Annotated in this window: 23 protein-coding genes; all 23 read left to right on the forward strand. The window is 42.6% G+C overall.

Features of this window, described 5'->3' with window-relative positions; genetic code table 11:
- Nucleotides 1-20: 20 nt before the first annotated feature.
- The 23 genes from dnaK to ACTWPX_RS13260 all read left to right on the forward strand — a co-directional run bounded on the left by dnaK (nt 21) and on the right by ACTWPX_RS13260 (nt 22,055).
- Complete coding sequence (gene dnaK / locus ACTWPX_RS13150; RefSeq protein ID WP_443120159.1) at nt 21-1,850, forward strand: molecular chaperone DnaK; 1,830 nt, start codon at nt 21-23, stop codon at nt 1,848-1,850.
- A gap of 193 nt (nt 1,851-2,043) precedes the next feature.
- On the forward strand, nt 2,044-3,174 hold the full coding sequence (dnaJ, locus tag ACTWPX_RS13155) for a molecular chaperone DnaJ (protein WP_128526411.1): 1,131 nt from the start codon (nt 2,044-2,046) through the stop codon (nt 3,172-3,174).
- A 125-nt stretch (nt 3,175-3,299) separates the two neighbouring features.
- Nucleotides 3,300-4,238 carry a 50S ribosomal protein L11 methyltransferase gene (prmA, locus tag ACTWPX_RS13160; RefSeq protein WP_443120160.1) on the forward strand — a complete coding sequence of 313 codons (939 nt, stop codon included), beginning with the start codon at nt 3,300-3,302 and terminating at the stop codon, nt 4,236-4,238.
- Between the two features lie 5 nt (nt 4,239-4,243).
- Entirely contained in the window at nt 4,244-4,996 is a 753-nt protein-coding gene (locus tag ACTWPX_RS13165; protein ID WP_443120161.1) for a 16S rRNA (uracil(1498)-N(3))-methyltransferase, read from the forward strand.
- Between the two features lie 112 nt (nt 4,997-5,108).
- Entirely contained in the window at nt 5,109-5,780 is a 672-nt protein-coding gene (gene deoC / locus ACTWPX_RS13170; protein WP_443120162.1) for a deoxyribose-phosphate aldolase, read from the forward strand.
- Nucleotides 5,781-6,087: 307 nt separating this feature from the next.
- Nucleotides 6,088-6,261 (forward strand): 30S ribosomal protein S21, encoded by a 174-nt coding sequence (gene rpsU / locus ACTWPX_RS13175; RefSeq protein ID WP_008638284.1) that lies wholly within the window; start codon nt 6,088-6,090, stop codon nt 6,259-6,261.
- Nucleotides 6,262-6,281: 20 nt separating this feature from the next.
- The gene (locus ACTWPX_RS13180) at nt 6,282-6,728 is read left to right on the forward strand and encodes a GatB/YqeY domain-containing protein (protein WP_128526415.1); all 447 of its coding nucleotides are present in this window, start codon (nt 6,282-6,284) and stop codon (nt 6,726-6,728) included.
- A 120-nt stretch (nt 6,729-6,848) separates the two neighbouring features.
- The gene (locus ACTWPX_RS13185) at nt 6,849-8,207 is read left to right on the forward strand and encodes an NfeD family protein (RefSeq protein ID WP_128526416.1); all 1,359 of its coding nucleotides are present in this window, start codon (nt 6,849-6,851) and stop codon (nt 8,205-8,207) included.
- A gap of 14 nt (nt 8,208-8,221) precedes the next feature.
- A complete protein-coding gene (gene floA, locus ACTWPX_RS13190) occupies nt 8,222-9,196 on the forward strand; it encodes a flotillin-like protein FloA (protein WP_164908639.1) in 975 nt (324 codons plus the stop codon).
- Nucleotides 9,197-9,225: 29 nt separating this feature from the next.
- A complete protein-coding gene (locus ACTWPX_RS13195; protein ID WP_443120163.1) occupies nt 9,226-9,735 on the forward strand; it encodes a hypothetical protein in 510 nt (169 codons plus the stop codon).
- 70 nt (nt 9,736-9,805) lie between these two features.
- The gene (gene yqfC / locus ACTWPX_RS13200; RefSeq protein WP_128526419.1) at nt 9,806-10,099 is read left to right on the forward strand and encodes a sporulation protein YqfC; all 294 of its coding nucleotides are present in this window, start codon (nt 9,806-9,808) and stop codon (nt 10,097-10,099) included.
- 4 nt (nt 10,100-10,103) lie between these two features.
- The gene (yqfD, locus tag ACTWPX_RS13205) at nt 10,104-11,285 is read left to right on the forward strand and encodes a sporulation protein YqfD (protein WP_443120164.1); all 1,182 of its coding nucleotides are present in this window, start codon (nt 10,104-10,106) and stop codon (nt 11,283-11,285) included.
- 2 nt (nt 11,286-11,287) lie between these two features.
- Nucleotides 11,288-12,250, forward strand: coding sequence for a PhoH family protein (locus ACTWPX_RS13210; protein WP_128526421.1), 963 nt, complete (start codon nt 11,288-11,290; stop codon nt 12,248-12,250).
- Nucleotides 12,251-12,315: 65 nt separating this feature from the next.
- Nucleotides 12,316-14,436 (forward strand): HD family phosphohydrolase, encoded by a 2,121-nt coding sequence (locus ACTWPX_RS13215; RefSeq protein ID WP_443120165.1) that lies wholly within the window; start codon nt 12,316-12,318, stop codon nt 14,434-14,436.
- Nucleotides 14,433-14,906, forward strand: coding sequence for an rRNA maturation RNase YbeY (ybeY, locus tag ACTWPX_RS13220; RefSeq protein WP_443120280.1), 474 nt, complete (start codon nt 14,433-14,435; stop codon nt 14,904-14,906). The genes ACTWPX_RS13215 and ybeY overlap by 4 nt, the downstream gene beginning before the upstream one ends.
- Nucleotides 14,881-15,261: a diacylglycerol kinase family protein gene (locus tag ACTWPX_RS13225; protein ID WP_443120166.1), complete on the forward strand. Its 381-nt coding sequence runs from the start codon at nt 14,881-14,883 to the stop codon at nt 15,259-15,261. Before ybeY ends, ACTWPX_RS13225 begins: the two co-directional genes overlap by 26 nt.
- Nucleotides 15,262-15,336: 75 nt before the next feature.
- Nucleotides 15,337-16,242, forward strand: a complete 906-nt coding sequence (era, locus tag ACTWPX_RS13230) for a GTPase Era (protein WP_443120167.1) — start codon at nt 15,337-15,339, stop codon at nt 16,240-16,242.
- Between the two features lie 93 nt (nt 16,243-16,335).
- Entirely contained in the window at nt 16,336-16,488 is a 153-nt protein-coding gene (locus ACTWPX_RS13235; RefSeq protein WP_241655886.1) for a YqzL family protein, read from the forward strand.
- An 18-nt stretch (nt 16,489-16,506) separates the two neighbouring features.
- On the forward strand, nt 16,507-17,253 hold the full coding sequence (gene recO, locus ACTWPX_RS13240; RefSeq protein WP_128526426.1) for a DNA repair protein RecO: 747 nt from the start codon (nt 16,507-16,509) through the stop codon (nt 17,251-17,253).
- Between the two features lie 287 nt (nt 17,254-17,540).
- Nucleotides 17,541-18,428: a glycine--tRNA ligase subunit alpha gene (gene glyQ / locus ACTWPX_RS13245; protein ID WP_128526427.1), complete on the forward strand. Its 888-nt coding sequence runs from the start codon at nt 17,541-17,543 to the stop codon at nt 18,426-18,428.
- Entirely contained in the window at nt 18,421-20,505 is a 2,085-nt protein-coding gene (gene glyS, locus ACTWPX_RS13250; RefSeq protein ID WP_443120168.1) for a glycine--tRNA ligase subunit beta, read from the forward strand. Before glyQ ends, glyS begins: the two co-directional genes overlap by 8 nt.
- An 81-nt stretch (nt 20,506-20,586) precedes the next feature.
- On the forward strand, nt 20,587-21,216 hold the full coding sequence (locus tag ACTWPX_RS13255) for a helix-turn-helix transcriptional regulator (protein ID WP_443120169.1): 630 nt from the start codon (nt 20,587-20,589) through the stop codon (nt 21,214-21,216).
- Between the two features lie 26 nt (nt 21,217-21,242).
- Nucleotides 21,243-22,055, forward strand: a complete 813-nt coding sequence (locus ACTWPX_RS13260; RefSeq protein ID WP_443120170.1) for a pyruvate, water dikinase regulatory protein — start codon at nt 21,243-21,245, stop codon at nt 22,053-22,055.
- The last annotated feature ends 35 nt before the right edge of the window (nt 22,056-22,090 follow it).

Genomic DNA, 22,090 nt, shown 5'->3' on the forward strand with positions numbered 1-22,090 from the left:
GTAAAGGAGGATATTTAACCATGGGTAAAATCATTGGTATTGACTTAGGTACAACAAATTCTTGTGTAGCAGTAATGGAAGGTGGAGAATCCAAAGTTATTCCGAATCCGGAAGGCAACCGCACCACTCCATCAGCTGTTGCATTCAAAAATGGAGAGCGTCAAGTAGGGGAAGTTGCTAAACGACAAGCGATTACAAACCCGAACACGATCCTTTCCATCAAACGTTACATGGGTACAGATCACAAAGTGGAAGTAGAAGGTAAAGAATTCACACCTCAAGAAGTTTCTGCAATCATTCTACAGTATATTAAGAACTATGCAGAAGATTACCTTGGGGAGACAGTTGATAAGGCTGTTATCACTGTTCCGGCATACTTCAACGATGCGGAGCGTCAAGCTACCAAAGATGCTGGTAAAATCGCCGGCCTGGAAGTTGAGCGTATCATCAACGAGCCAACGGCAGCAGCACTAGCTTACGGTATCGATAAAGAAGACCAGGATCAGACAATTCTCGTATATGACCTTGGTGGAGGTACATTTGACGTATCCATCCTTGACATCGGTGACGGTACTTTTGAAGTTGTTTCAACTGCAGGTGATAACCGCCTTGGTGGTGACGACTTCGACCAAGTCATTATCGACCATATGGTAGCTGAATTCAAAAAAGAAAACGGCATTGATCTTTCCCAGGATAAAATGGCGAAGCAACGCTTGAAAGATGCTGCCGAAAAAGCGAAGAAAGATCTTTCTGGTGTAGCTCAAACACAAATTTCCCTTCCATTTATTACAGCAGGTGAAGCTGGACCGCTTCACTTGGAAATGAACTTGACTCGTGCGAAATTTGAAGAGTTAGCTTCTGATTTGGTAGAGCGTTCTATGAAACCGACGCGTCAAGCACTTAAAGACGCAGGTATGAGTGCAAGTGACATTCATAAAGTCATCCTTGTCGGTGGTTCTACACGTATCCCGGCAGTACAGGAAGCGATTAAGAAAGAAACTGGTAAAGATCCTTCTAAAGGAGTTAACCCTGATGAAGTAGTAGCGCTTGGTGCGTCAATCCAGGGCGGAGTCCTTCAAGGTGACGTCAAAGACGTTGTTCTTCTTGACGTAACGCCACTTTCTCTTGGTATTGAAACAATGGGTGGCGTAACTACTAAATTGATCGAACGTAATACGACAATTCCTACAAGCCACTCCCAAGTGTTCTCTACGGCTGCTGACAATCAGACAGCAGTAGACATCCATGTCCTGCAAGGGGAACGTGAGATGGCTCAAGATAACAAAACACTGGGTCGCTTCCAGTTGACGGATATCCCGCCAGCACCACGTGGTGTGCCTCAAATCGAAGTCAGCTTTGACATTGATGCGAACGGCATTGTTAACGTCCGTGCAAAAGACATGGGAACGAATAAAGAACAATCCATCACAATCAAGTCTTCTTCCGGCCTTTCTGATGACGAAGTAGAAGAAATGGTACGTCAAGCCGAAGAAAACGCAGAAGAAGATAAGAAGAAGCGTGAAGCGATTGAACTTCGTAACGAAGCAGATCAGCTGATTTTCACTACAGACAAGACGATCAAAGATCTTGGTGAACAAGTAAGTGAAGATGAAAAACAAAAAGCTGAAACAGCGAAAGAAGAACTTCAGACAGCACTTGAAGGTGAAGACCTTGATGTGATTAAAGAGAAGAAAGATGCACTTCAAGAACAAGTGCAGGCACTTTCTGTGAAACTTTATGAGCAAGCACAGCAACAAGCCGAAGCCGAACAAGGGCAAGAAGCTGGCAGTGAAGAAGAAGAGGTCGTTGACGCGGACTATGAAGAAGTAAACGAAGACGACAAGAAGTAAGATAAGGTAGAAAAGAAAAGTCAAAGTCAGGTTCTTCTTGACTTTGACTTTTTTCTTAGTGTAGGCGTGCCCTGAAGGTCCTGTTGTGTAAGTGGATATCTTTGCCCAACAAGTCCTGCTGGGCATTTGCCTCTCTCTATCTTCAATGATAATATAAACGTTATGTAATAGCGTCCGGGAGAGTGATCGACAAGTGAGTAAACGTGATTTATATGAAGTTCTTGGAGTATCCAAGGATGCTTCAAAAGATGAAATTAAAAAAGCTTATCGTAAATTAGCACGCAAATACCACCCTGATGTAAGTGAAGAAGAGGATGCTTCTGAAAAGTTCAAAGAAGCAAAGGAAGCTTACGAAACACTGAGTGATCAACAGAAACGTGCTCAGTACGATCAATTCGGCCATGCTGGTCCGAATCAAGGCGGCTTTGGCGGCTTCGGTGGCGGAGCTGAAGATTTCGGTGGTTTCGGAGATATTTTCGATATGTTCTTCGGTGGCGGAGGCCGACGCCGTGACCCGAATGCTCCACGTAAAGGTGCTGACCTTCAGTACACGATGACATTACAATTCAATGAAGCAATTTTCGGTAAAAGCACTGACATTGAAATCCCGACTGAAGAGTCTTGTGAAACATGTGATGGATCAGGTGCTAAACCAGGTACATCACCTGAAACATGCTCCCATTGCCAAGGAAGTGGACAAATTAACCAGGAACAGAATACACCATTTGGCAGAGTGGTGAATCGTCGTGTATGTCACCATTGCCAAGGAACTGGGCAGTTCGTCAAAGATAAATGTAATACTTGCGGTGGCGATGGCCGCGTGACGAAACGCAATAAGATCCACTTGGATATTCCGGCCGGAATTGATGATGGACAGCAGATCCGTGTCCAAGGTAAAGGGGAAGATGGAGTGAATGGTGGGCCAGCTGGCGATTTATTTGTTGTCATCCGCGTCCAGCCTCATGAGTTCTTCCAGCGCGAAGGCGACCACATCTTTTGTGAGATTCCGTTGACATTCACTCAAGCAGCGCTTGGAGATGAAATCGAAGTACCGACGGTTCACGGTAATGTGAAACTTAAAGTACCTGCGGGAACACAAACCGGTAAGACATTCCGCATGAAAGATAAAGGAGCTCCGAATGTTCATGGCCGTGGACAAGGAGATCAACATGTGAAGACAAAGGTCATTACACCGAAGAACTTGACGGAACGCCAAAAAGAATTGTTGCGTGAGTTTAATGATATTAGTGGTAATGAAGCGACAGAAGAACAACATGGCAACTTTTTTGAGCGTATGAAACGTGCGTTCAGAGGAGATAGCTGAAGTTTGTAAACAAGTGTCTGTACGAATTGGTCTGCAGGGTTTTTCGAACTGAATCTCCCGTTCCATCGTACAGGCATTTTTTTCATCCACAAATATATATTCCAGTGAAAAGGGTGGGATCATAAATGAAATGGTCTGAAGTTTGTATCCATACAACGAGTGAAGCGATAGAACCTGTCTCTAATATCTTCCATGAATCAGGCGCAAGTGGGGTAGTCATCGAAGATCCTCAAGATATGAAACGACAGAAAACGAAGCTTGGTGAAATTTACGAATTAAATCCAGATGATTATCCAGCAGAAGGGGTATATGTGAAAGCCTACCTCCCATTAAATAGCTTCCTAAATGAAACAGTTGATGGTATTAAACATTCCGTCACTAATTTGAAGGAGTTCGGTATAGATATCGGGCATAACGAAGTATCCATTAACGAGGTTCAAGAAGAAGATTGGGCTACCTCATGGAAAAAATATTACAAGCCAGTGAAGATCTCTGAGAAAATTACGATCATCCCGACATGGGAGGATTATACTCCAGTTTCCAGTGACGAAATCATTATTGAAATGGACCCAGGTATGGCGTTCGGTACAGGAACCCACCCGACAACCGTTCTAAGCATACAGGCTTTGGAACAATACATGGAAAAAGGGGACACCGTATTGGATGTTGGCGCAGGTTCAGGTATATTGAGTGTCGCTTCCGTCCTGCTTGGTGCTGAACATGTTCACGCATATGATTTAGATGACATAGCAGTATCAAGCACAAAAAACAATGCTGCATTGAACAATGTGGAAGGCAAAATCACCGCTAAGTTGAATGACCTATTAGAAGGTGTGGATGGAGAAGCGGACTTGATCGTATCCAACATCCTTGCCGAGATCATTGTTAAATTTACAGATGATGCTTATCGTCTCATTAAACCCGGGGGCTACTTCATTACTTGCGGCATTATTTCAGGCAGAAAAGAAATGGTCCGCTCCCGATTAGTTGAATCAGGATTCGAAATTGTGGAAACGAATAAAATGGAAGACTGGGTCAGCATTATTGCTAAAAAGCCGGAGTGACTGCTATGCAACGATATTTTATAGGTGAAGAACATTGGGGGGATCGCAAGGTTACTATTTACGGTGAGGACCTTCATCATATTTCCCGGGTGATGAGAATGACCTCCGGGGATCAGTTGATCGGAATTCATCCAGATGAAGGACCTGCCCTCTGTAAGATTTTAAATGTAAATGAAGATGGTGTCGAGTGTGCGGTTTTAGAATGGCTGGAAGAGGATAAGGAACTTCCCATCCAAGTGACGATTGTCGCCGGCTTGGGAAAAGGGGATAAGCTGGAACACATTGTTCAAAAGGGGACAGAGTTGGGTGCTTTTGAATTTATTCCTTTTCAAGCTGACCGCTCTGTTGCAAAGTGGGATAAGAAAAAGGTGCCAAAGAAAATCCAAAGGCTCCAGAAAATTGCTAAAGAAGCGAGTGAGCAATCAGAGCGGAGTCACGTTCCAGAGGTTTGTACAGTTCATACCTTACAGCAGGTGTTTCAGTTGAAGGATCGATATCACTGGTGGCTATATGCATACGAAAACGAAGCAAGGAAAAAGGAACATCAATCTCTTGCCACAAGACTGAAAATGGTACGGCCCGGGGAGAAGGTCATCGTCATTTTCGGACCTGAGGGGGGATTTTCAGACAAAGAAGTTTCCCAACTGGAAGAAAAAAATTTCCTTTCTGTCCGTTTAGGACCGAGGATTTTACGTATGGAAACAGCACCATTATATTTTTTATCCTCCCTGTCGTATGTTTTTGAAGAAGAAAGATAGGTAAGTGGTACTTTGAGAAGGTGTGAGCACAAATGTATTCGCATTCATGCTGGTTTCATGCTATGATGGATGAGATGTACGAACAACTTAACGATGAAGGGACGATCCAATTATGGAACAAAACTTAGCAAAAATGATTGACCATACACAATTAAAACCAGATACACAGAAAGAGAAAATCACTCAAATTTGTCAAGAAGCTAAAGAGCACAGCTTCGCTTCTGTTTGTGTGAACCCTCATTGGGTCGAGTATTGCCATGAATTATTGAAAGATACAGACGTTAAAGTTTGTACGGTCATCGGTTTTCCTTTAGGTGCCACAACTAAAGAAACGAAAGCTTTCGAGACAAAACAAGCGATTGAAAAAGGGGCGACAGAAATCGACATGGTAATTAATGTCGGTGAGCTTAAGTCTGGAAACAAAGAGCTCGTTCAACAGGATATAGAAGCTGTTGTCCGTGAATCAGAAGGTAAAGCAATTGTAAAGGTCATCATTGAAACCTCTCTTCTTGACGAAGAAGAAAAAGTCACAGCTTCTGAACTTGCAAAGGCTGCAGGTGCTGACTTTGTGAAAACATCTACGGGTTTCTCTGGCGGAGGTGCAACGGTGGAAGACATCAGCCTGATGCGTAAAACTGTCGGTCCTGAGATGGGTGTCAAGGCTTCTGGCGGCGTTCGTGATTATGAAGGTGCTAAAACAATGATTGAAGCAGGTGCGACTAGAATCGGTGCAAGTTCTGGAATTGCAATCGTAAATGGTGAACAAGGAACATCTGATTATTAAAATGGAAGATCAGAGCTATCTGCTTTAAGAAGCAGATAGCTTCTTTATGAGCAAGGGAATTAATAACATTTCTTCATCTGGTCCTGAAAATAATCTTTCAGGTTTTATAAAACTGTAATATCCCTTTACTTCGGGCATTCTACATTGGTCGAATTAGATGAAAAAGTTAAAAAACCACCGTTTGTTGCTTCTTTTATCTATAAAAAAAGTTGACCATATCTCATGCATATAATATAATTGTCAAAGGTATGGGGGGTTCCCATACAAGAGAAACAGTTTTGTTTGCTTCGGAGGGAGGGAAATTAGCATGTCAAAAACAACTCGCGTTCGTAAAAACGAGTCTCTTGAAGATGCTCTTCGTCGCTTTAAGCGTGATGTATCAAAAAGTGGTACATTAGCGGAATATCGTAAGCGTGAATATTACGATAAGCCTAGCGTACGCCGTAAGAAAAAGTCTGAGGCGGCTAGAAAGCGTAAGTAATCTAAGAGGGTGTTGAAGAGATGACAATCACAGACCGTCTGACCCAAGATATGAAAATCGCTATGAAAGCTCGTGACAAGGAAAGACTGTCTACGATCCGTATGGTGAAAGCTTCTATGCAGAATGAAGCGATCAAGTTGGGAAAAGACTCATTATCTGAAGAAGAAGAATTGACTGTTTTATCTCGTGAGGTAAAACAGAGAAATGATTCCCTCCATGAATTCAAAGAAGCTGGACGTGAAGATCTTGTAGAAGGACTCGAACGTGAAATTGAGATTTTACAAGTATATATGCCGAAACAGCTGACAGATGAAGAACTCAGGCAGATCGTTCAGGAAACGGTCCAGGAAGTAGGAGCTACTTCTAAGAGTGACATGGGTAAAGTCATGAGTGCCGTCATGCCTAAAGTAAAAGGCAAGGCCGACGGAACCAAGGTCAATAAGCTCGTTCTTCAGCAATTATCTTAAATATAAAGACCTCTCTTTTAGAAGAGAGGTCTTTTTATATTATTTTGAAACCTACATACACCTTCAATCGTATAGTTATTATTCGATGGGAAAGATATCAAATGAGGGGGTGAAAGCTGGATGAAAGGTACTTGGCGCCTCGGCATGTGGTTGACAGTAATTTTTGTAGCGGGTGCTTTATCGGTATTTCAACTATATTCAACAGCTCAAGCGGACGGCAAGGGAGATACTGTGTATGTTATTCCTGTAAAAGATACTGTTGAGCGTGGGATGGCTGCCTTCTTGAAAAGAACTACAAAAGAAGCCAGGGAAAATAATGTCGATCATATAATATTTGAAATTGACACTCCTGGTGGCCGTGTCGATGCTGCTGGAGACATTGGGGAGATTTTTCAAGGACTCGATATACCAAACAGTGCTTTTGTTACGAGCAGGGCCTATTCCGCAGGTTCATATATCGCTTTGAATGCGGATGAAATTTATATGAAACCTCAAGCTACGATGGGAGCTTCGGGTGTGATCAATTCAGATGGTACAGCTGCTGATAAGAAGGCCCAGTCAGCTTGGATATCCTCTATGGTTGCTGCTGCTGAATCTAATGGACGTGACCCGCTCTATGCCAGGGCTATGGCAGATAGCAGTGTTGATTTACCTGACTATGGAGCAGGAGAAGGAGAATTTCTTACTCTTGGCCCCAGCGAGGCGGAAGAAGTCGGCTATGCAGAAGGAATCGTAGATGATCGTAACGAATTACTTAATGTGTTAGGGATGTCTGAAGCAGAAATAGTTGAACAAAACCCTACTTTTTCTGAAAATGTAGCCCGTTTCTTAACAAACCCCGTCGTCATACCGATATTACTTTCGATTGCGAGCATTGGACTTGTGGTAGAATTGTATTCACCGGGTTTCGGTATTCCAGGTACGATGGGAGCACTTTCACTAGTCTTGTTTTTTTACGGGCATATTGTTGCGGGTCTCGCAGGGTATGAAGCAATTATTTTGCTTGTTTTAGGTATTGGTCTTGTTGTTGCTGAGTTCTTTTTACCCGGTGGCATCGCTGGAATTGCCGGGATCGTGGCGATTGTATCATCGCTCATGCTTTCTTCCGCTGATATGGGGCATATGGCTATGAGTATAGGGATCGCCTTGCTGGTGACCATAATCGTATCGGTCATCCTATTTAAGACTCTTGGTATGGAGAGAGGTTTCTTCAGGCATATCATATTACAGGATTCCACCTCATCGGATAAAGGTTATGTTTCTACGATTAATCGTTTAGAATTGATTGGGATGGAAGGAGAAACCCTGACTCCTTTACGTCCTTCTGGAACGGCAGACTTTGCTGGTGAACGATTGGATGTTGTAACAGAAGGCGGATTCGTCGGAGTACATCAAAAGGTCAAAGTCATCAAGGTAGAAGGTTCTCGTATCGTTGTACGTGAATTGAAAAAAGTTGAACATGAGGAGGAAACAGAGTGACACTTCAAGAATTAATGCCAATTATTATTATTGGTGTCATTATTATTGTATTAGCAGTGTTATTTACATTCATACCGGTCATGCTTTGGATCAGTGCTTTAGCGGCTGGCGTGAAAATCAACATCTTTACATTGGTGGGAATGCGTTTAAGACGTGTCATCCCTTCCCGGGTTATCAACCCATTGATCAAAGCCCATAAAGCAGGCGTCAATGTTGATACGAACCAATTGGAAAGTCATTACCTGGCAGGGGGTAACGTCGATCGCGTGGTCAATGCTTTGATTGCAGCTCAGCGTGCGAATATCGAGTTGAGCTTTGAACGTTGCGCAGCGATTGATTTAGCTGGTCGAGATGTTTTAGAAGCTGTCCAGATGAGTGTAAATCCAAAAGTGATTGAGACGCCATTTATTGCGGGTGTTGCGATGGACGGTATCGAAGTGAAGGCGAAAGCACGTATTACGGTACGAGCGAATATCGACCGACTTGTCGGTGGTGCCGGTGAAGATACAGTCATCGCCCGTGTGGGTGAAGGGATTGTATCCACCATCGGTTCTAGTCAAAATCACAACAAGGTTCTTGAAAATCCCGATCGTATTTCCCAAAATGTCCTCGGTAAAGGATTAGACGCCGGCACAGCATTTGAAATCCTTTCAATCGATATTGCCGACATCGATATCGGTAAAAACATCGGAGCCATCTTGCAAACCGATCAGGCTGAAGCGGACAAAAATATTGCTCAAGCGAAAGCCGAAGAACGTCGTGCGATGGCGATCGCTCAAGAACAGGAAATGCGAGCTCGTGTTCAAGAAATGCAAGCCAAAGTTGTTGAAGCAGAAGCACAGGTTCCGCAAGCACTTGCAGAGGCTCTGCGTTCTGGAAAAATGGGTGTCATGGATTATATGAACTATCAGAATATCAATGCAGACACTGACATGAGAAACACCCTTGGCAAGATGTCTGATGAAGACAATGAAGGTGAAGAAAGTTAATCCCTTAACGGATATAAAGGAGAGTTTTCATGGGAGAACTTTTTGAACTAGTGTTCAGTAATTTTCTTATTCTCGCTGCAATCATAGGTGGAATCATCAGTTGGTTCAGTGGTATGTCGAAAGAAAAAGATACGAAAAAGGAGTCGGAAAAAAAACGTACTCCTAGGCCTTCTACTTACCCTAGCGGGCCAGGCTCGGATGCTCCTCCAGAGCGGACGATGAAGACTGGAGAAGACCGTCTGAAGGAATATTATGAAGAAAAGAAGAAAAGGTCGGAGGAGTTATCTGGAGGAAATCAAGAAACCGATCCGATCAATGCTTATTCTTACGATAATCCAGAAGATGACGCTCACACTGTCAGGGTTCATAAGGATAAAGGCAGAAAGGATGCTGCAAGCCGATTGATTGAAAACGGCCCTCTTATAGAGAGTGCAAAAAAATGGGATAAGAAACGTTTAGCTGAAGGAATATTGATGGCTGAAGTGCTTGGTCCGCCTCGCGCTCATAAGCCTCACAGTTCTCATCCTCGAAAAAGATAACGAAACGCACGAATTGTAGTGATACAATTCGTGCGTTTTTCGTATAAATAAAAAGAGGGGAGGGCTTCACATGTCAAAATGGCAACAGCAAATCCGAGCATGGATCGGTCGTTACTTCGATTTGCCATCAGATGTCATGTTGGATTTACCTAGAATAACCACTATCGGGTCCATCCACGTGTACATAGAAAACCATACTGGCCTCCTGCACTTTTCTGATAGTGAAGTCAGAATTCAATATAAAAAGGGTCAAGTTCGTATCCTCGGTAAAGATTTAGGTGTAAAAATGATGTTGAAAGAGGAGCTTCTTCTTGAGGGAGAGTTGAAATCAGTGGAATTTTTACCTGATTCGGAAGGGGGATGAGGTCATGAAGAATCAACATGATTTCTTTCACGGAATCATGACCGTCCAAGTAGAAGGGAAATTGATTGAACCATTTCTGCAAGCTTGTACAAGGCGAGGCTGTCAGATTACCGACTTGAAGAGGATCGATGAGTCGGCTGTTATTATGTCCATTCGTCTGAAAGATTGGACGGTACTGAGGCAGATAAGAAAAAAGTACCGCTGCAAATTGACCATTAAGTCCGGTAAGGGTGTCCCTTTTTTATACAAACATCTGCTTCGAAAGGTATCTTTATTAGTTGCTTTTTTTGCTGCAATTGCCGTTATTTTCTTACTTGCTAATACACTCTGGTCCATTAAGGTGGAGGGACTGACGCCTGAACTAGAGTCAAATGTTGAAGAAAAATTGAATAGTTATGGGGTTTCTCCTGGAAAACTAACCATAGGGATGAGTGATCCTAATGAACTTCAACAAAAACTGCTGGATGATATTCCTGACCTATTGTGGATCGGAGTGAAGAAACAGGGGACAAGCTATCACCTGTATGGTGTGGAGAAGACGCGTCACGATACAGACATGAACAAGAAACCTTCTAATCTGGTAGCATCGAAAAAAGGGATGGTCGTTGAAACTTTCATCAAAAAAGGACGGCCTATGGTATCTGTTTATGATGTCGTAAAGAAGGGACAGGTGCTCGCTACAGGGCAGTTAGTCGAGGAGGAGAATGTCTTTGTTCACTCTGATGGAGATGTAATTGCAGAAACATGGTATAAAGTAGAACAAAACCTCCCGATGAAACAAGTCATGCGTTTGACAGATGGGACAGTGGAAAGTGAGTATCACTTGCAAATCGCTGACATTAAATTGCCTATCTGGGGGTGGTGGAGAGGGAATGAGGGGAGGTTCCGGGAAGAGACATTTGTTTCTGATTGGAAGTTATTCGGTATCCGAAGCCCACTCAACATTAAAACGACTGATCATTATTCTGTAGACCCTAAAGCCTATGAATCTTCAAAGAAAGAACTTGAAAAACTAGGGGTTGCAACGGCAAAAAGGAGTTTACAGCAAGAGTTGGATGTGGACGCTGAGATAAAGGAAGAAAAAGTTTTGCACCTGGGTGAGGAGAATGGTAAAGTAAAATTAATCCTATTGTACAAAGTTCATGAAAACATTGCAGTGACAAAGTATATAAGTCAAGGAGATTGAGTATGCCAGAAGATATGAAAAACATGGACATCCAATTAGATAATACAACAGAAGCGCTAGCCCTGTTCGGGACAGAAGACCGGAACCTCAAACAAATTGAGGAACAGCTGCAAGTCACGATCATTTCTCGTGGCGAACAGGTGCGTGTAACCGGACAAGCGGAACATGTCAAGTTAGTTGAAGACATTCTGCTAAGTGTCCTTGCGATTATCCGCAAAGGTTTGACGATTACAGAACGAGATGTCGTTTATGCTGTCGAGCTTGCTAAAAAAGGGAAAATCAATCAGTTTGAAGCATTATTTGAGGATGAGATCACAAAAAACTCCAAAGGTAAATCCATCCGGGTGAAAACACTCGGTCAACGTAACTACATCGCTGCAATTAAAAACAATGACCTTGTGTTCGGGATCGGCCCCGCAGGTACGGGGAAAACTTACCTTGCTGTCATCATGGCTGTCAATGCATTGAAAAATGGTGATGTCAAAAGGATCATACTTACACGTCCAGCGGTTGAGGCTGGAGAGAGTTTAGGTTTTTTACCAGGAGATTTAAAAGAAAAAGTAGACCCATATTTGCGTCCTTTATATGATTCATTGCATGATGTCTTCGGTGTAGAGCACACAACGAGACTGATTGATAGAGGGACTATTGAAATAGCTCCACTTGCTTATATGAGAGGGCGTACACTTGATGATGCATTCGCCATCCTGGATGAAGCACAAAATACGACCCCTGAACAAATGAAAATGTTTTTGACCCGTTTAGGTTTTGGATCCAAGATGATTATCACAGGGGATATCACACAAGTCGATCTTCCTAAAGGTGTGAAGTCCGGTTTGCGTGTCGCTGAAGAGCGATTAGGTAAAGTGAAGGGGTCAGCCTTTATCCATCTCGATCAATCCGACGTAGTCAGACACCCGCTCGTACAGCGAATCATTAACGCATACGAAGGTGAAAATAAATAGGGCCCATACTGGTGGGCCTTATTTCATATCCGTTATTGGAATAATTTGTAAGGGAGTGTATAGCCATGTTGGAACGCTTCAGCAAGAAATTGCAGGAAATGAGGCTGCACAGTTCAAAAGTAGTTTTAGCACTACCAGCCCTTGTTGTAGCTGTCTTCTTTTTTGTGCTGGCGGCTTCCAATGTTCATACACAAACATACAGCCTTGAAAAATATAGTACAGCACCTGAGACAATTCGTTCCCCGATCACAATTGAAAATGAAAAAAAGACGGAGCAGCAAATAAGAGAGGTCACTCAATCTGTAGATGATCGATATTCGATTTCGGAGGATATTACAGAAGAAAGGGTCTCTATGGTTCGTGAGGTCTTTGAGGTCGTAAAGGAAACGGAATATGATGCTGAGGAGCAATCAAGTACTGGGGAGCAGCTGTTGAAAGTAGAATCTTTATTAGATGAAGATATCACCCGGGGGCTGCCTTCTGGTGTTTATGAGCCACTTTTATCTGCCAAAGCTGAAGATTTAAAAGCAAGTGAGGACTTCCTTGTTACAACACTACATAATTACTTCCAGGAAGGCATTCGGACAGCTCGATTAGATGATGCAGAACGGCGGTTGAAATTAAAAGTTCAATATTCCAAACTTCCTGAAACACTGAAGCAGGTTACCTCGGACATAGGGGCGTTCGCATTAGTGGAGAATGCTTTATATGATCCGCAACAAACAGATGAGGCCATCAAAGCAGCCGCCACACAAGTTGAACCGGTCATGCTGCGTGCGGGTGAGGTGATCGTGAAGCAAGGCTCTACTATTACAAACGATGTCTACGATGATCTTCAATTGACAGGCCTATTGGATGACCAGCATAATGGTCTTCCTTTTTTCGGATTAGCATTATTTTCACTCTTATTGGGGATGATGATTTATATTGAAAGTTTGCGGGCGGTGAAGGAGTCTCATTTGACTTTGAGACACCTCACCATTGCAGCGTTCACATCTTTATTCATCATTGGTTTGATGAAGATATTCAGTCTTTATGGCAGCGCTGATCAGCCGGTTCACTATCTTGTCCCCGCCGTAGCCGGAGTCTTCCTGATTAAAATCCTTTGTCATGAACGTCTTGCTCTAGTGCTTTCGGTTGTATATGCACTGATGGCATGCATTTTGTTCAATGGATACTTGTCTGGGGCTTTGAATGCGACAGCGGGAATGTATTTATTATTATCGCAACTAGCGGGGATTTTCTTCCTGACCAAAATGAAAGATCGCTTGTCCATAGTAAGAGCTAGCGCAGGGGTGGCCTTTACTAATATATGTGCTCTGTTATTCTTTTTATTCATGTCTTTTGAAAAGTATTCATGGACAGAAGTACTTCTTTACTGTGGCTATGGATTCAGTGCAGCCTTTCTGGCAGCTGTTTTGACATTAGGATTGCTGCCTTTCTTTGAAACAGGGTTCGGAGTCTTGTCGGATCAAAAGTTATTGACACTTGCCAATCCTAATCATCCTTTACTTCGTAAGATATTGACAGAAGCGCCAGGGACTTATCATCATAGCGTCATGGTCGCTAATTTAAGTGAATCAGCCTGTGAAGCTATCGGAGCCAATGGGCTTTTAGCTCGGGTGGCAGCTTACTATCATGACCTTGGTAAAACGGTTCAGCCCCATTATTTCATAGAAAATCAAATGGGCTTGAAAAACCCTCATGATTTTATAGATCCAGAGCAAAGTGCTGAAATCATTATTAACCATCCTTACGACGGGGCAAGGATGCTGGAAGATGAGAAACTTCCGAGTGAAATCGTTGATATAGCTAAGCAGCATCACGGGACCACATTGTTGAAGTTCTTTTATTATCAAGCAAAAGAACAGAATGAACGTACCCTGGAGAAAGATTACCGTTATCCTGGGCCCAAACCACAAACAAAGGAAGCGGCTGTTGTCTGTGTTTGTGATTCTGTTGAAGCTGCGGTACGGTCTTTGAATCATCCGACGGAAGAGAAAATTAAAGCGATTGTACACTCCATTATCGAGGATCGTTTACTTGATGGTCAGTTTGACGATAGTCATTTAACGTTTAACGAAATAAAAAAATTGGAACATGCTATATGTGAAACATTGCATGGGATATTCCATTCTCGAATTGAATATCCAGAAACGAAACCTTTAGTCAGGGAGGCAAAATAATGATAACCATCGATTTTCAAGATGAAACCAATTCAGTAGATGAAGCTTTTGTAGACTTGATTCAACGCATCATCCGATTTGCAGGGGAAAAAGAAGGTCTCAAAGGGGACTCGGAAGTGTCTGTAAGTTTTGTCGATAACAGTGAAATCCAGGAGATTAATCGGAATTACCGGCAAAAAGATGAACCTACAGATGTGATCTCTTTCGCTATGCAGGAATTAGGCGATGGAGAAATGAATATCCTGGACGAGAACATGCCCGTAATGCTTGGAGATATTGTCATATCAGTCGATAAAGCAAAAGACCAGGCAGAGGAATATGACCATTCATTAGAAAGAGAGCTTGGATTTCTGGCTCTGCATGGCTTTCTGCATTTGCTTGGATATGATCACCTGAACGAAGAAGATGAAAAAGCAATGTTCGGGAGACAAGAGGAAATCCTCCATGAGTTCGGATTACAAAGATCGTAAATATAAGAGGATGGTCGGCTTCAGTTTTGCCTTGAACGGGCTCAAAGAAGTTTATAAATCGGAGCGGAATTTCCGCATACACCTTCTGATAACGGTATTCGTTCTTATTGCCGGCTTCCTCTTATCTATATCCGCTCTCGAATGGATAGTGGTCACTCTGGTTATATCAATTATTTTGTCGTTGGAAATGGTCAATACGGGGATAGAGAAATTACTGGACCACTTGGCTCCGGAGCATCATCCAGCCATAGGAACGGTCAAGGATATTACCGCAGGAGCTGTACTTGTTGCAAGTATAGGATCTGCTTTAATCGGGATCGTTATTTTTTTACCGAAAATCCTTTCTTTGTTCTAGTTACATGAAACAAGTGTGATTATGTAGTAGAATGGATAAGAACGATCGTTCAAGTAATCATTGGAGGAACAATTTATGACAGAGAATTTCAAATCAGGATTTGTCACAATCGTAGGTCGGCCAAACGTGGGGAAATCTACGTTCATGAACCGTGTCATCGGTGAGAAAATCGCAATTATGAGTGACAAACCTCAAACAACCAGGAACAAAATTCAGGGAGTTATGACCGACGATGAATCTCAGATCATTTTCATTGATACTCCGGGAATCCATAAACCCAAACATAAACTGGGCGACTATATGGTTAATGTCGCAGAAAACACCTTGAATGGAGTAGATGCTGTTCTCTTCATGATCAATGCTGAAGAAGGCTATGGGAGAGGTGATCAATTCATATTGGATCGGCTCCAGCGTGTGGATCAACCTGTCTTCTTGATTATCAATAAAATTGATAGAGTACACCCGGATGAGTTATTACCCTTAATTGATCAGTACAAAGAAATGCTTGACTTCGAAGAGATCATTCCCATTTCAGCTCTTGAAGGAAATAATGTCAATCACTTGATCAGCATTTTAAAAAGAATGCTTCCAGAAGGACCTCAGTTTTATCCGGAAGACCAGATCACTGATCACCCGGAACGTTTCGTCATCAGTGAATTCATCAGAGAGAAGGTCCTGCATCTGACTCGGGAAGAAATTCCTCATTCAATTGCTGTAGTCATTGAAGGGATTGAGCCAAGAGAAAGTTCAAATGCTGTTTATATCCAGGCTGCGATTATTGTTGAACGCAAATCTCAAAAAGGCATCATTATCGGTAAGCAGGGCAGTATGTTGAAAGAAGTCGGGAAAAGAGCGAGGAAAGACATTGAATCATTACTTGGAAGCAAGGTCTTTTTAGAGCTTTGGGTGAAAGTGCAAAAAGACTGGAGAAACAAGCAAATCCAATTGAGTGACTTTGGTTATCGCGAAGACGAATATTAAGGATTGGAAAAAATTAAGCCTTATGAATTCGGGGAGAGGAAGCATCCTAAAAATGTAACTTGTTTAGTGATGATAAGAAAGGCGGTGTTTCTTGTGCGCGACAAACTTTCATGGAATGTTTTCAGTCAAACGGGTAATGTGGAAACATATTTATTGATGAAAGAGTTGGAGTCTCAAGATCAACAGTCTCAAGAGCAAAGTGCTTCCTCACCTGAACGAATACCTATGGATGATTTGAATCCTTAAATAGAGCAGGTGAGCCCTTTGTTAGATAAGGTGGAAGGTATTGTCATCCGAACGACTAATTATGGTGAAACACACAAAATCGTTACGATGATGACGAGAGAAAAAGGGAAAATAGGTGTGATGGCTCGAGGTGCAAAAAAACCTAAGAGCCGAATGTCTTCAATCACACAACCGTTTATCCACGGCACATTTCTCATTCATATAGGGTCCGGGTTGGGATCGATGAGCCAGGGGGAAATGCTTTCCTCATTAAGGTCAATTCGCGAAGATATCGTGAAAACCGCATATGCTTCATATATTGCAGAATTGACAGATAAACTCATTGAAGAAAAACAACCGGACCCTTTTATTTATGAACAATTGCTGCAAACATTGGAATGGATTCACGAAGGAAAAGATCCAAATATCCTGACGATGATGTATGAATTGAAGATGTTCAAAAAGGCAGGATTTGCTCCTGTGGTGGATCACTGTGTTCAGTGTGGAAGTCAGGATGGCCCTTATTCTTTCTCCATGTCGGAGGGAGGTCTCCTGTGTTATCGTTGTAAGCAGAGAGATCCCGAAGCATACGGTTTACCTGAACCGTTACCAAAACTTCTGCGTGTTTTTTTACATATGGATGCCAAACGTCTCGGTCAAATCACCATGAAAGAAGAAAATAAAAAATTATTGCGTCAAATCATGGATGAATATTATGATCGTTACGGTGGATATTTCCTTAAATCCAAGAAATTTTTGAAACAACTTGACCTCTTCACTGATTAATGTTTGACATTTTTACAGGAGTTAGAGTATGATTTTATTACTAAATAACGTGTTGTGACGAAGGAAAGTAGTAACTGCCTCCCGTATTCTACAAGCGAGCTTGTTATGGTGGAAGACAAGTGTTTACGGATCAGTGAAGGCATTCCGGAACAACTTTTCAAAGGGGCTTCTTGGTAAGATCAGGAAGCAATTAGGGTGGAACCGCGGAGATCCCGTCCCTATGTCTATTACAGGCGTAGGAACGGGGTCTCTTTGTTTTCTACGCACAACGATCAAGGAGGAAAATCATGAATATTCAAGAAATGATTTTAACACTGCAAAACCATTGGTCCAACCAGGGGTGCTTGTTGATGCAGGCGTATGATACAGAAAAAGGGGCAGGGACAATGTCGCCGATGACATTGTTGCGCAGCCTGGGACCTGAGCCTTGGAACGTAGCTTATGTCGAGCCTTCTCGCCGTCCGGCAGATGGACGTTATGGTCAGAATCCCAACCGTCTATATCAACACCACCAGTTTCAAGTAATCATGAAGCCTTCACCAGATAATATCCAGGAACTATACTTAGATTCTTTACGTGCTTTAGGCATCGACCCTTTAAAACATGATATCCGCTTTGTAGAGGATAACTGGGAAAACCCTACCCTGGGGGCCGCTGGTTTAGGTTGGGAAGTATGGCTTGATGGCATGGAGATCACGCAATTTACGTATTTCCAGCAAATCGGTGGGTTGGAAGCACGCCCGGTATCTGCTGAGATCACTTACGGATTAGAACGGTTAGCCTCTTATATCCAGGACAAGGAAAACGTTTTCGAATTGGAATGGACAAATGGGGTTACTGTTGGAGATATCTTTACACAACCAGAGTATGAACACTCTGTTTATACATTTGAAGCTTCAGACGAGGATATGTTATTCGAATTATTCTCCACTTATGAGAAAGAGGCCCAACGGATCATGGAACAAGGGCTTGTGTTCCCTGCTTATGATTATGTACTTAAATGTTCTCACACCTTCAACCTTTTAGATGCTAAAGGCGTCATCAGTGTGACAGAAAGAACCGGATATATAGCACGCGTAAGAAACCTGGCAAGAAAAATCGCGAAAACATATGTGGAAGAAAGGGAGCGCATTGGCTTCCCAATGCTGAAGAAGGAGGAAAGCAACCATGAGTAAATCCGTATTATTTGAACTAGGCGTAGAAGAACTGCCGGCCCGTTTTATTGACGATGCGTTAAAACAGTTACAGGAGAAAACGGCCGATTGGCTGAGTGAAAACCGGATTCCTTATGGTGAAGTGAAAGGCTATGCGACACCAAGGCGTTTGGCAGTAAAAATTACGGCTGTGGAAGAAAAGCAGCCGGATATTGAAGAAGAAGCTAAAGGACCTGCCAAGAAAATTGCGTTAGATGATAATGGGGATTGGACAAAAGCGGCGATTGGGTTCTCTAAAGGTCAAGGAAAAGACGTAGAGGATATTTACTTTAAAGAAATTAAAGGGACAGAGTATGTTCATGTAAATAAGTTCATTCAAGGTGCGCCTACAATGAAACTTCTTGAGGGTTTTGGTGACATCTTACTTGGTTTGACATTCCCGAAAAACATGCGATGGGGAAATCGCGAGCTTCGATATGCACGACCGATTCGCTGGCTTGTTGCTCTTTATGGAGAAGAGGTCATTCCTTTTTCAATTGAAAATGTTTCGACTGGAAAGACGACTTTTGGTCATCGTTTCCTTGGTGGGACGGCAACTGTCAACGATCCCGATCAGTATGAAGATGTGCTGAAAGAACAATCAATAATTGCTTCTGTGGAAGACAGGAAGAAGACCATTTATGATCAATTGAAACAATTAGAAGCAGCAAATAATTGGAAGTTAATCATCGATGAAGATCTCTTAAACGAAGTCACACATCTGGTAGAATACCCAACGGCTTTCAGTGGTTCTTTTTCAGAGGAGTTTCTTGAAGTACCAGAAGAAGCACTAATCACTTCTATGAAAGAGCATCAACGTTACTTCCCTGTCCGCTCGGACGATGGCGTTTTGCTCCCTTACTTTGTGGGTGTTCGAAATGGGGATGACCAGCATTTGGATACGGTAGCTAGGGGAAATGAAAAAGTATTGAAAGCACGATTGAAAGATGCGCAGTTCTTTTATGAAGAGGATCAGAAAGGGTCCATCGATAAAAAAATGGAAAAGCTTTCACGTATGGTTTATCAGGAAGAGCTTGGAACGCTAGCGGATAAAGTTAAGCGGATCGTAGCTATAACTGGAAAACTGAGTGAGTGGTTGGAATTGGATGAACCTGAGAAGCAAAAGTCCCTACGTGCAGCTGAAATATGCAAATTCGATCTTGTCACACAAATGGTAGATGAATTCACTGAACTACAAGGTGTAATGGGAGAGAAGTATGCTCGTATTTTCGGAGAAGATGAAGAGGTAGCAAAGGCTATCAATGAGCACTATATGCCTAGACAAGCAAATGGACAGGTACCGACAACACCGATCGGCTCTATAGTCAGTATCGCCGATAAACTTGATACAATAGTCGGAAGTATTTCAATCGGCATCATTCCTACAGGGTCTCAAGATCCCTACGGGTTAAGACGCCAGGCACTGGGAATTTTACAAACCTTGAATAAGCAGCAGTGGCCAATACCTGTGGAGAAATTGATCGATCTTGTTCACCAGTTCTATTTTGAACTCCAATTGCCTACGCGCTCGGAAAAAGAGGTTGATAGTGATTTGCATGAGTTCTTCCGCGTCCGTGCTGCTTATCTATTAAAAGAAAGGAATATTGACCCAGATGTGGTAGAAGCAGTTCTGTCGCAGGGTATCGGTATTTATCCGAGAACAATTCTGAAAGCAGAATTGTTAGTAGAAAAACGTCAGGATCCATCATTTAAACCGGTCCACGAAGCTCTTGGGCGGGCCTTGAAATTGGCGGAAAAAGCAAACGATGATAAAGTATCTCCAGGTCTGTTCGAAAATGATCAAGAAAAGAAATTATATGAAGTTCATCAGTCGATCAGAGAGGAATATTTGTCATATCTTATGGACGGGCATCCCTCTGAAGCGCTTGACTTATTAGCTGAGCTTTCAGAACCGATCCATAGCTTCTTCGATGCGACGATGGTTATGGCAGAAGATGAAAAGGTGCGTAATAATCGTTTAGGTTTGCTGAAACAAATCGCTCAAGATGTGTATGTATTTGCAGACTTAAATGCAATCGAGTGGAAACAGCAGTTTTAAGACTCCTTCTTTTACCCGTTAATAAAAATGAGCTATAATGAGAAATAGTATGTCACAGTCAGTGATCAGGGTGGTGAAAGATTGGAACTCTCTAATCGACAAGAACAAATTATCCAAATTGTAAAAGATAATGGTCCGATAACCGGTGAGAACATTGCAGATCAATTGAATTTGACACGTGCTACTCTGCGTCCCGACCTTGCTATATTGACAATGGCAGGGTATTTGGATGCTAGACCGCGTGTGGGTTATTTTTTCACGGGAAAGACCGGGTCTGAGTTATTCACAGAAAAATTGAAGAAGTTCAAGGTAGATGAATATCAGTCCCTGCCGATCGTCGTAGAAGAAGATGTATCTGCTTATGATGCTATTTGCGCCATGTTTTTGGAGGATGTCGGTACATTATTTGTGACAAATGAGAAGTCCCACTTAGTTGGAGTACTTTCACGAAAAGACCTTTTAAGAGCGAGTATCGGTAACCAGGATTTGTCATCTGTCCCTGTTCATATCATTATGACAAGAATGCCGAACATCACGATTTGTAAACCAGAAGACCTCTTGTTAGACGCTGCACAAAAGCTCATAGAGAAACAAATTGATGGTTTGCCTGTAGTAAACCCCGCAGAAGAAGGTTTGGAAGTAGTCGGCAGATTAACGAAAACCAATATAACGAAAGCTTTGGTGGAGCTTGGCCGGGATCGTCACCTATAAGCTGCAAAGACCGGAGGAGGGTGAAAATGGAGAAACCTTTAATTTATGTACTATCAGATTCAGTAGGAGAAACTGCTGAGCTCGTCGTAAAAGCTTGTCTCAGTCAATTCGATGATGGCCCTTTTGATTTGCAGCGTATTCCATATGTCGAAGATAAAGGGACAATCAACGAAGCAGTCCTCCAAGCGAAAGAACATAGCGCTATGATCGGTTTCACGTTAGTTGTGCCAGAGTTCAGACAGCACCTAATATCTGAAGCGAGAAAAAACAATATTAAATGTGTGGATATTATGGGACCGATGATGGAATTGATGGAAGACCATTTGAAAATCAAGCCTCGTTTAGAGCCGGGGCTTGTTCATAAATTGGATGAGGATTACTTTAAACGTGTAGAAGCCATTGAATTTGCAGTCCGCTACGATGATGGACGTGATCCTAGAGGGATTTCAAAAGCGGACATCGTATTAATAGGAGTTTCCCGAACATCGAAAACACCTTTATCCCAGTACCTTGCCCATAAACGATTAAAAGTCGCTAATGTTCCTATAGTACCAGAAGTTCATCCCCCGGCTGAGTTGTTCAGGGTTGATCCTGATAAGTGTATTGGTCTTAAAATCAGCGCCGAAAAGCTGAACGATATCAGGAAAGAAAGACTGAAGTCATTGGGACTTGGTGATCAGGCAAGCTATGCGAATATCAACAGGATCCAACAGGAAATTGACCATTTCAACCGTGTAGTGGAGCGCATAGGATGCCCAGTCATCGATGTTTCAAATAAAGCGGTGGAAGAGACAGCAAATGTAATTATGAATAAATTGCGTCAAGATGCTCAAGAATAGTACAAATTAACGAAAGTCGCGCTATGGTTAAGCGC

It is taken from the genome of Halobacillus sp. H74, from assembly GCF_052246715.1.
In the GTDB taxonomy this organism is placed as follows: Bacteria; Bacillota; Bacilli; order Bacillales; family Halobacillaceae; genus Halobacillus; species Halobacillus litoralis_A.

Excerpts from the sequence above, each read along its gene's own strand:
- dnaK (WP_443120159.1), top strand. The coding sequence starts at position 21 with ATGGGTAAAATCATTGGTATTGACTTAGGTACAACAAATTCTTGTGTA.
- prmA (WP_443120160.1), top strand. The coding sequence starts at position 3,300 with ATGAAATGGTCTGAAGTTTGTATCCATACAACGAGTGAAGCGATAGAA.
- ACTWPX_RS13165 (WP_443120161.1), top strand. The coding sequence starts at position 4,244 with ATGCAACGATATTTTATAGGTGAAGAACATTGGGGGGATCGCAAGGTT.
- deoC (WP_443120162.1), top strand. The coding sequence starts at position 5,109 with ATGGAACAAAACTTAGCAAAAATGATTGACCATACACAATTAAAACCA.
- rpsU (WP_008638284.1), top strand. The coding sequence starts at position 6,088 with ATGTCAAAAACAACTCGCGTTCGTAAAAACGAGTCTCTTGAAGATGCT.
- ACTWPX_RS13180 (WP_128526415.1), top strand. The coding sequence starts at position 6,282 with ATGACAATCACAGACCGTCTGACCCAAGATATGAAAATCGCTATGAAA.
- ACTWPX_RS13185 (WP_128526416.1), top strand. The coding sequence starts at position 6,849 with ATGAAAGGTACTTGGCGCCTCGGCATGTGGTTGACAGTAATTTTTGTA.
- floA (WP_164908639.1), top strand. The coding sequence starts at position 8,222 with ATGCCAATTATTATTATTGGTGTCATTATTATTGTATTAGCAGTGTTA.
- ACTWPX_RS13195 (WP_443120163.1), top strand. The coding sequence starts at position 9,226 with ATGGGAGAACTTTTTGAACTAGTGTTCAGTAATTTTCTTATTCTCGCT.
- yqfC (WP_128526419.1), top strand. The coding sequence starts at position 9,806 with ATGTCAAAATGGCAACAGCAAATCCGAGCATGGATCGGTCGTTACTTC.
- yqfD (WP_443120164.1), top strand. The coding sequence starts at position 10,104 with ATGAAGAATCAACATGATTTCTTTCACGGAATCATGACCGTCCAAGTA.
- ACTWPX_RS13210 (WP_128526421.1), top strand. The coding sequence starts at position 11,288 with ATGCCAGAAGATATGAAAAACATGGACATCCAATTAGATAATACAACA.
- ACTWPX_RS13215 (WP_443120165.1), top strand. The coding sequence starts at position 12,316 with ATGTTGGAACGCTTCAGCAAGAAATTGCAGGAAATGAGGCTGCACAGT.
- ACTWPX_RS13225 (WP_443120166.1), top strand. The coding sequence starts at position 14,881 with ATGAGTTCGGATTACAAAGATCGTAAATATAAGAGGATGGTCGGCTTC.
- era (WP_443120167.1), top strand. The coding sequence starts at position 15,337 with ATGACAGAGAATTTCAAATCAGGATTTGTCACAATCGTAGGTCGGCCA.
- glyQ (WP_128526427.1), top strand. The coding sequence starts at position 17,541 with ATGAATATTCAAGAAATGATTTTAACACTGCAAAACCATTGGTCCAAC.
- glyS (WP_443120168.1), top strand. The coding sequence starts at position 18,421 with ATGAGTAAATCCGTATTATTTGAACTAGGCGTAGAAGAACTGCCGGCC.
- ACTWPX_RS13260 (WP_443120170.1), top strand. The coding sequence starts at position 21,243 with ATGGAGAAACCTTTAATTTATGTACTATCAGATTCAGTAGGAGAAACT.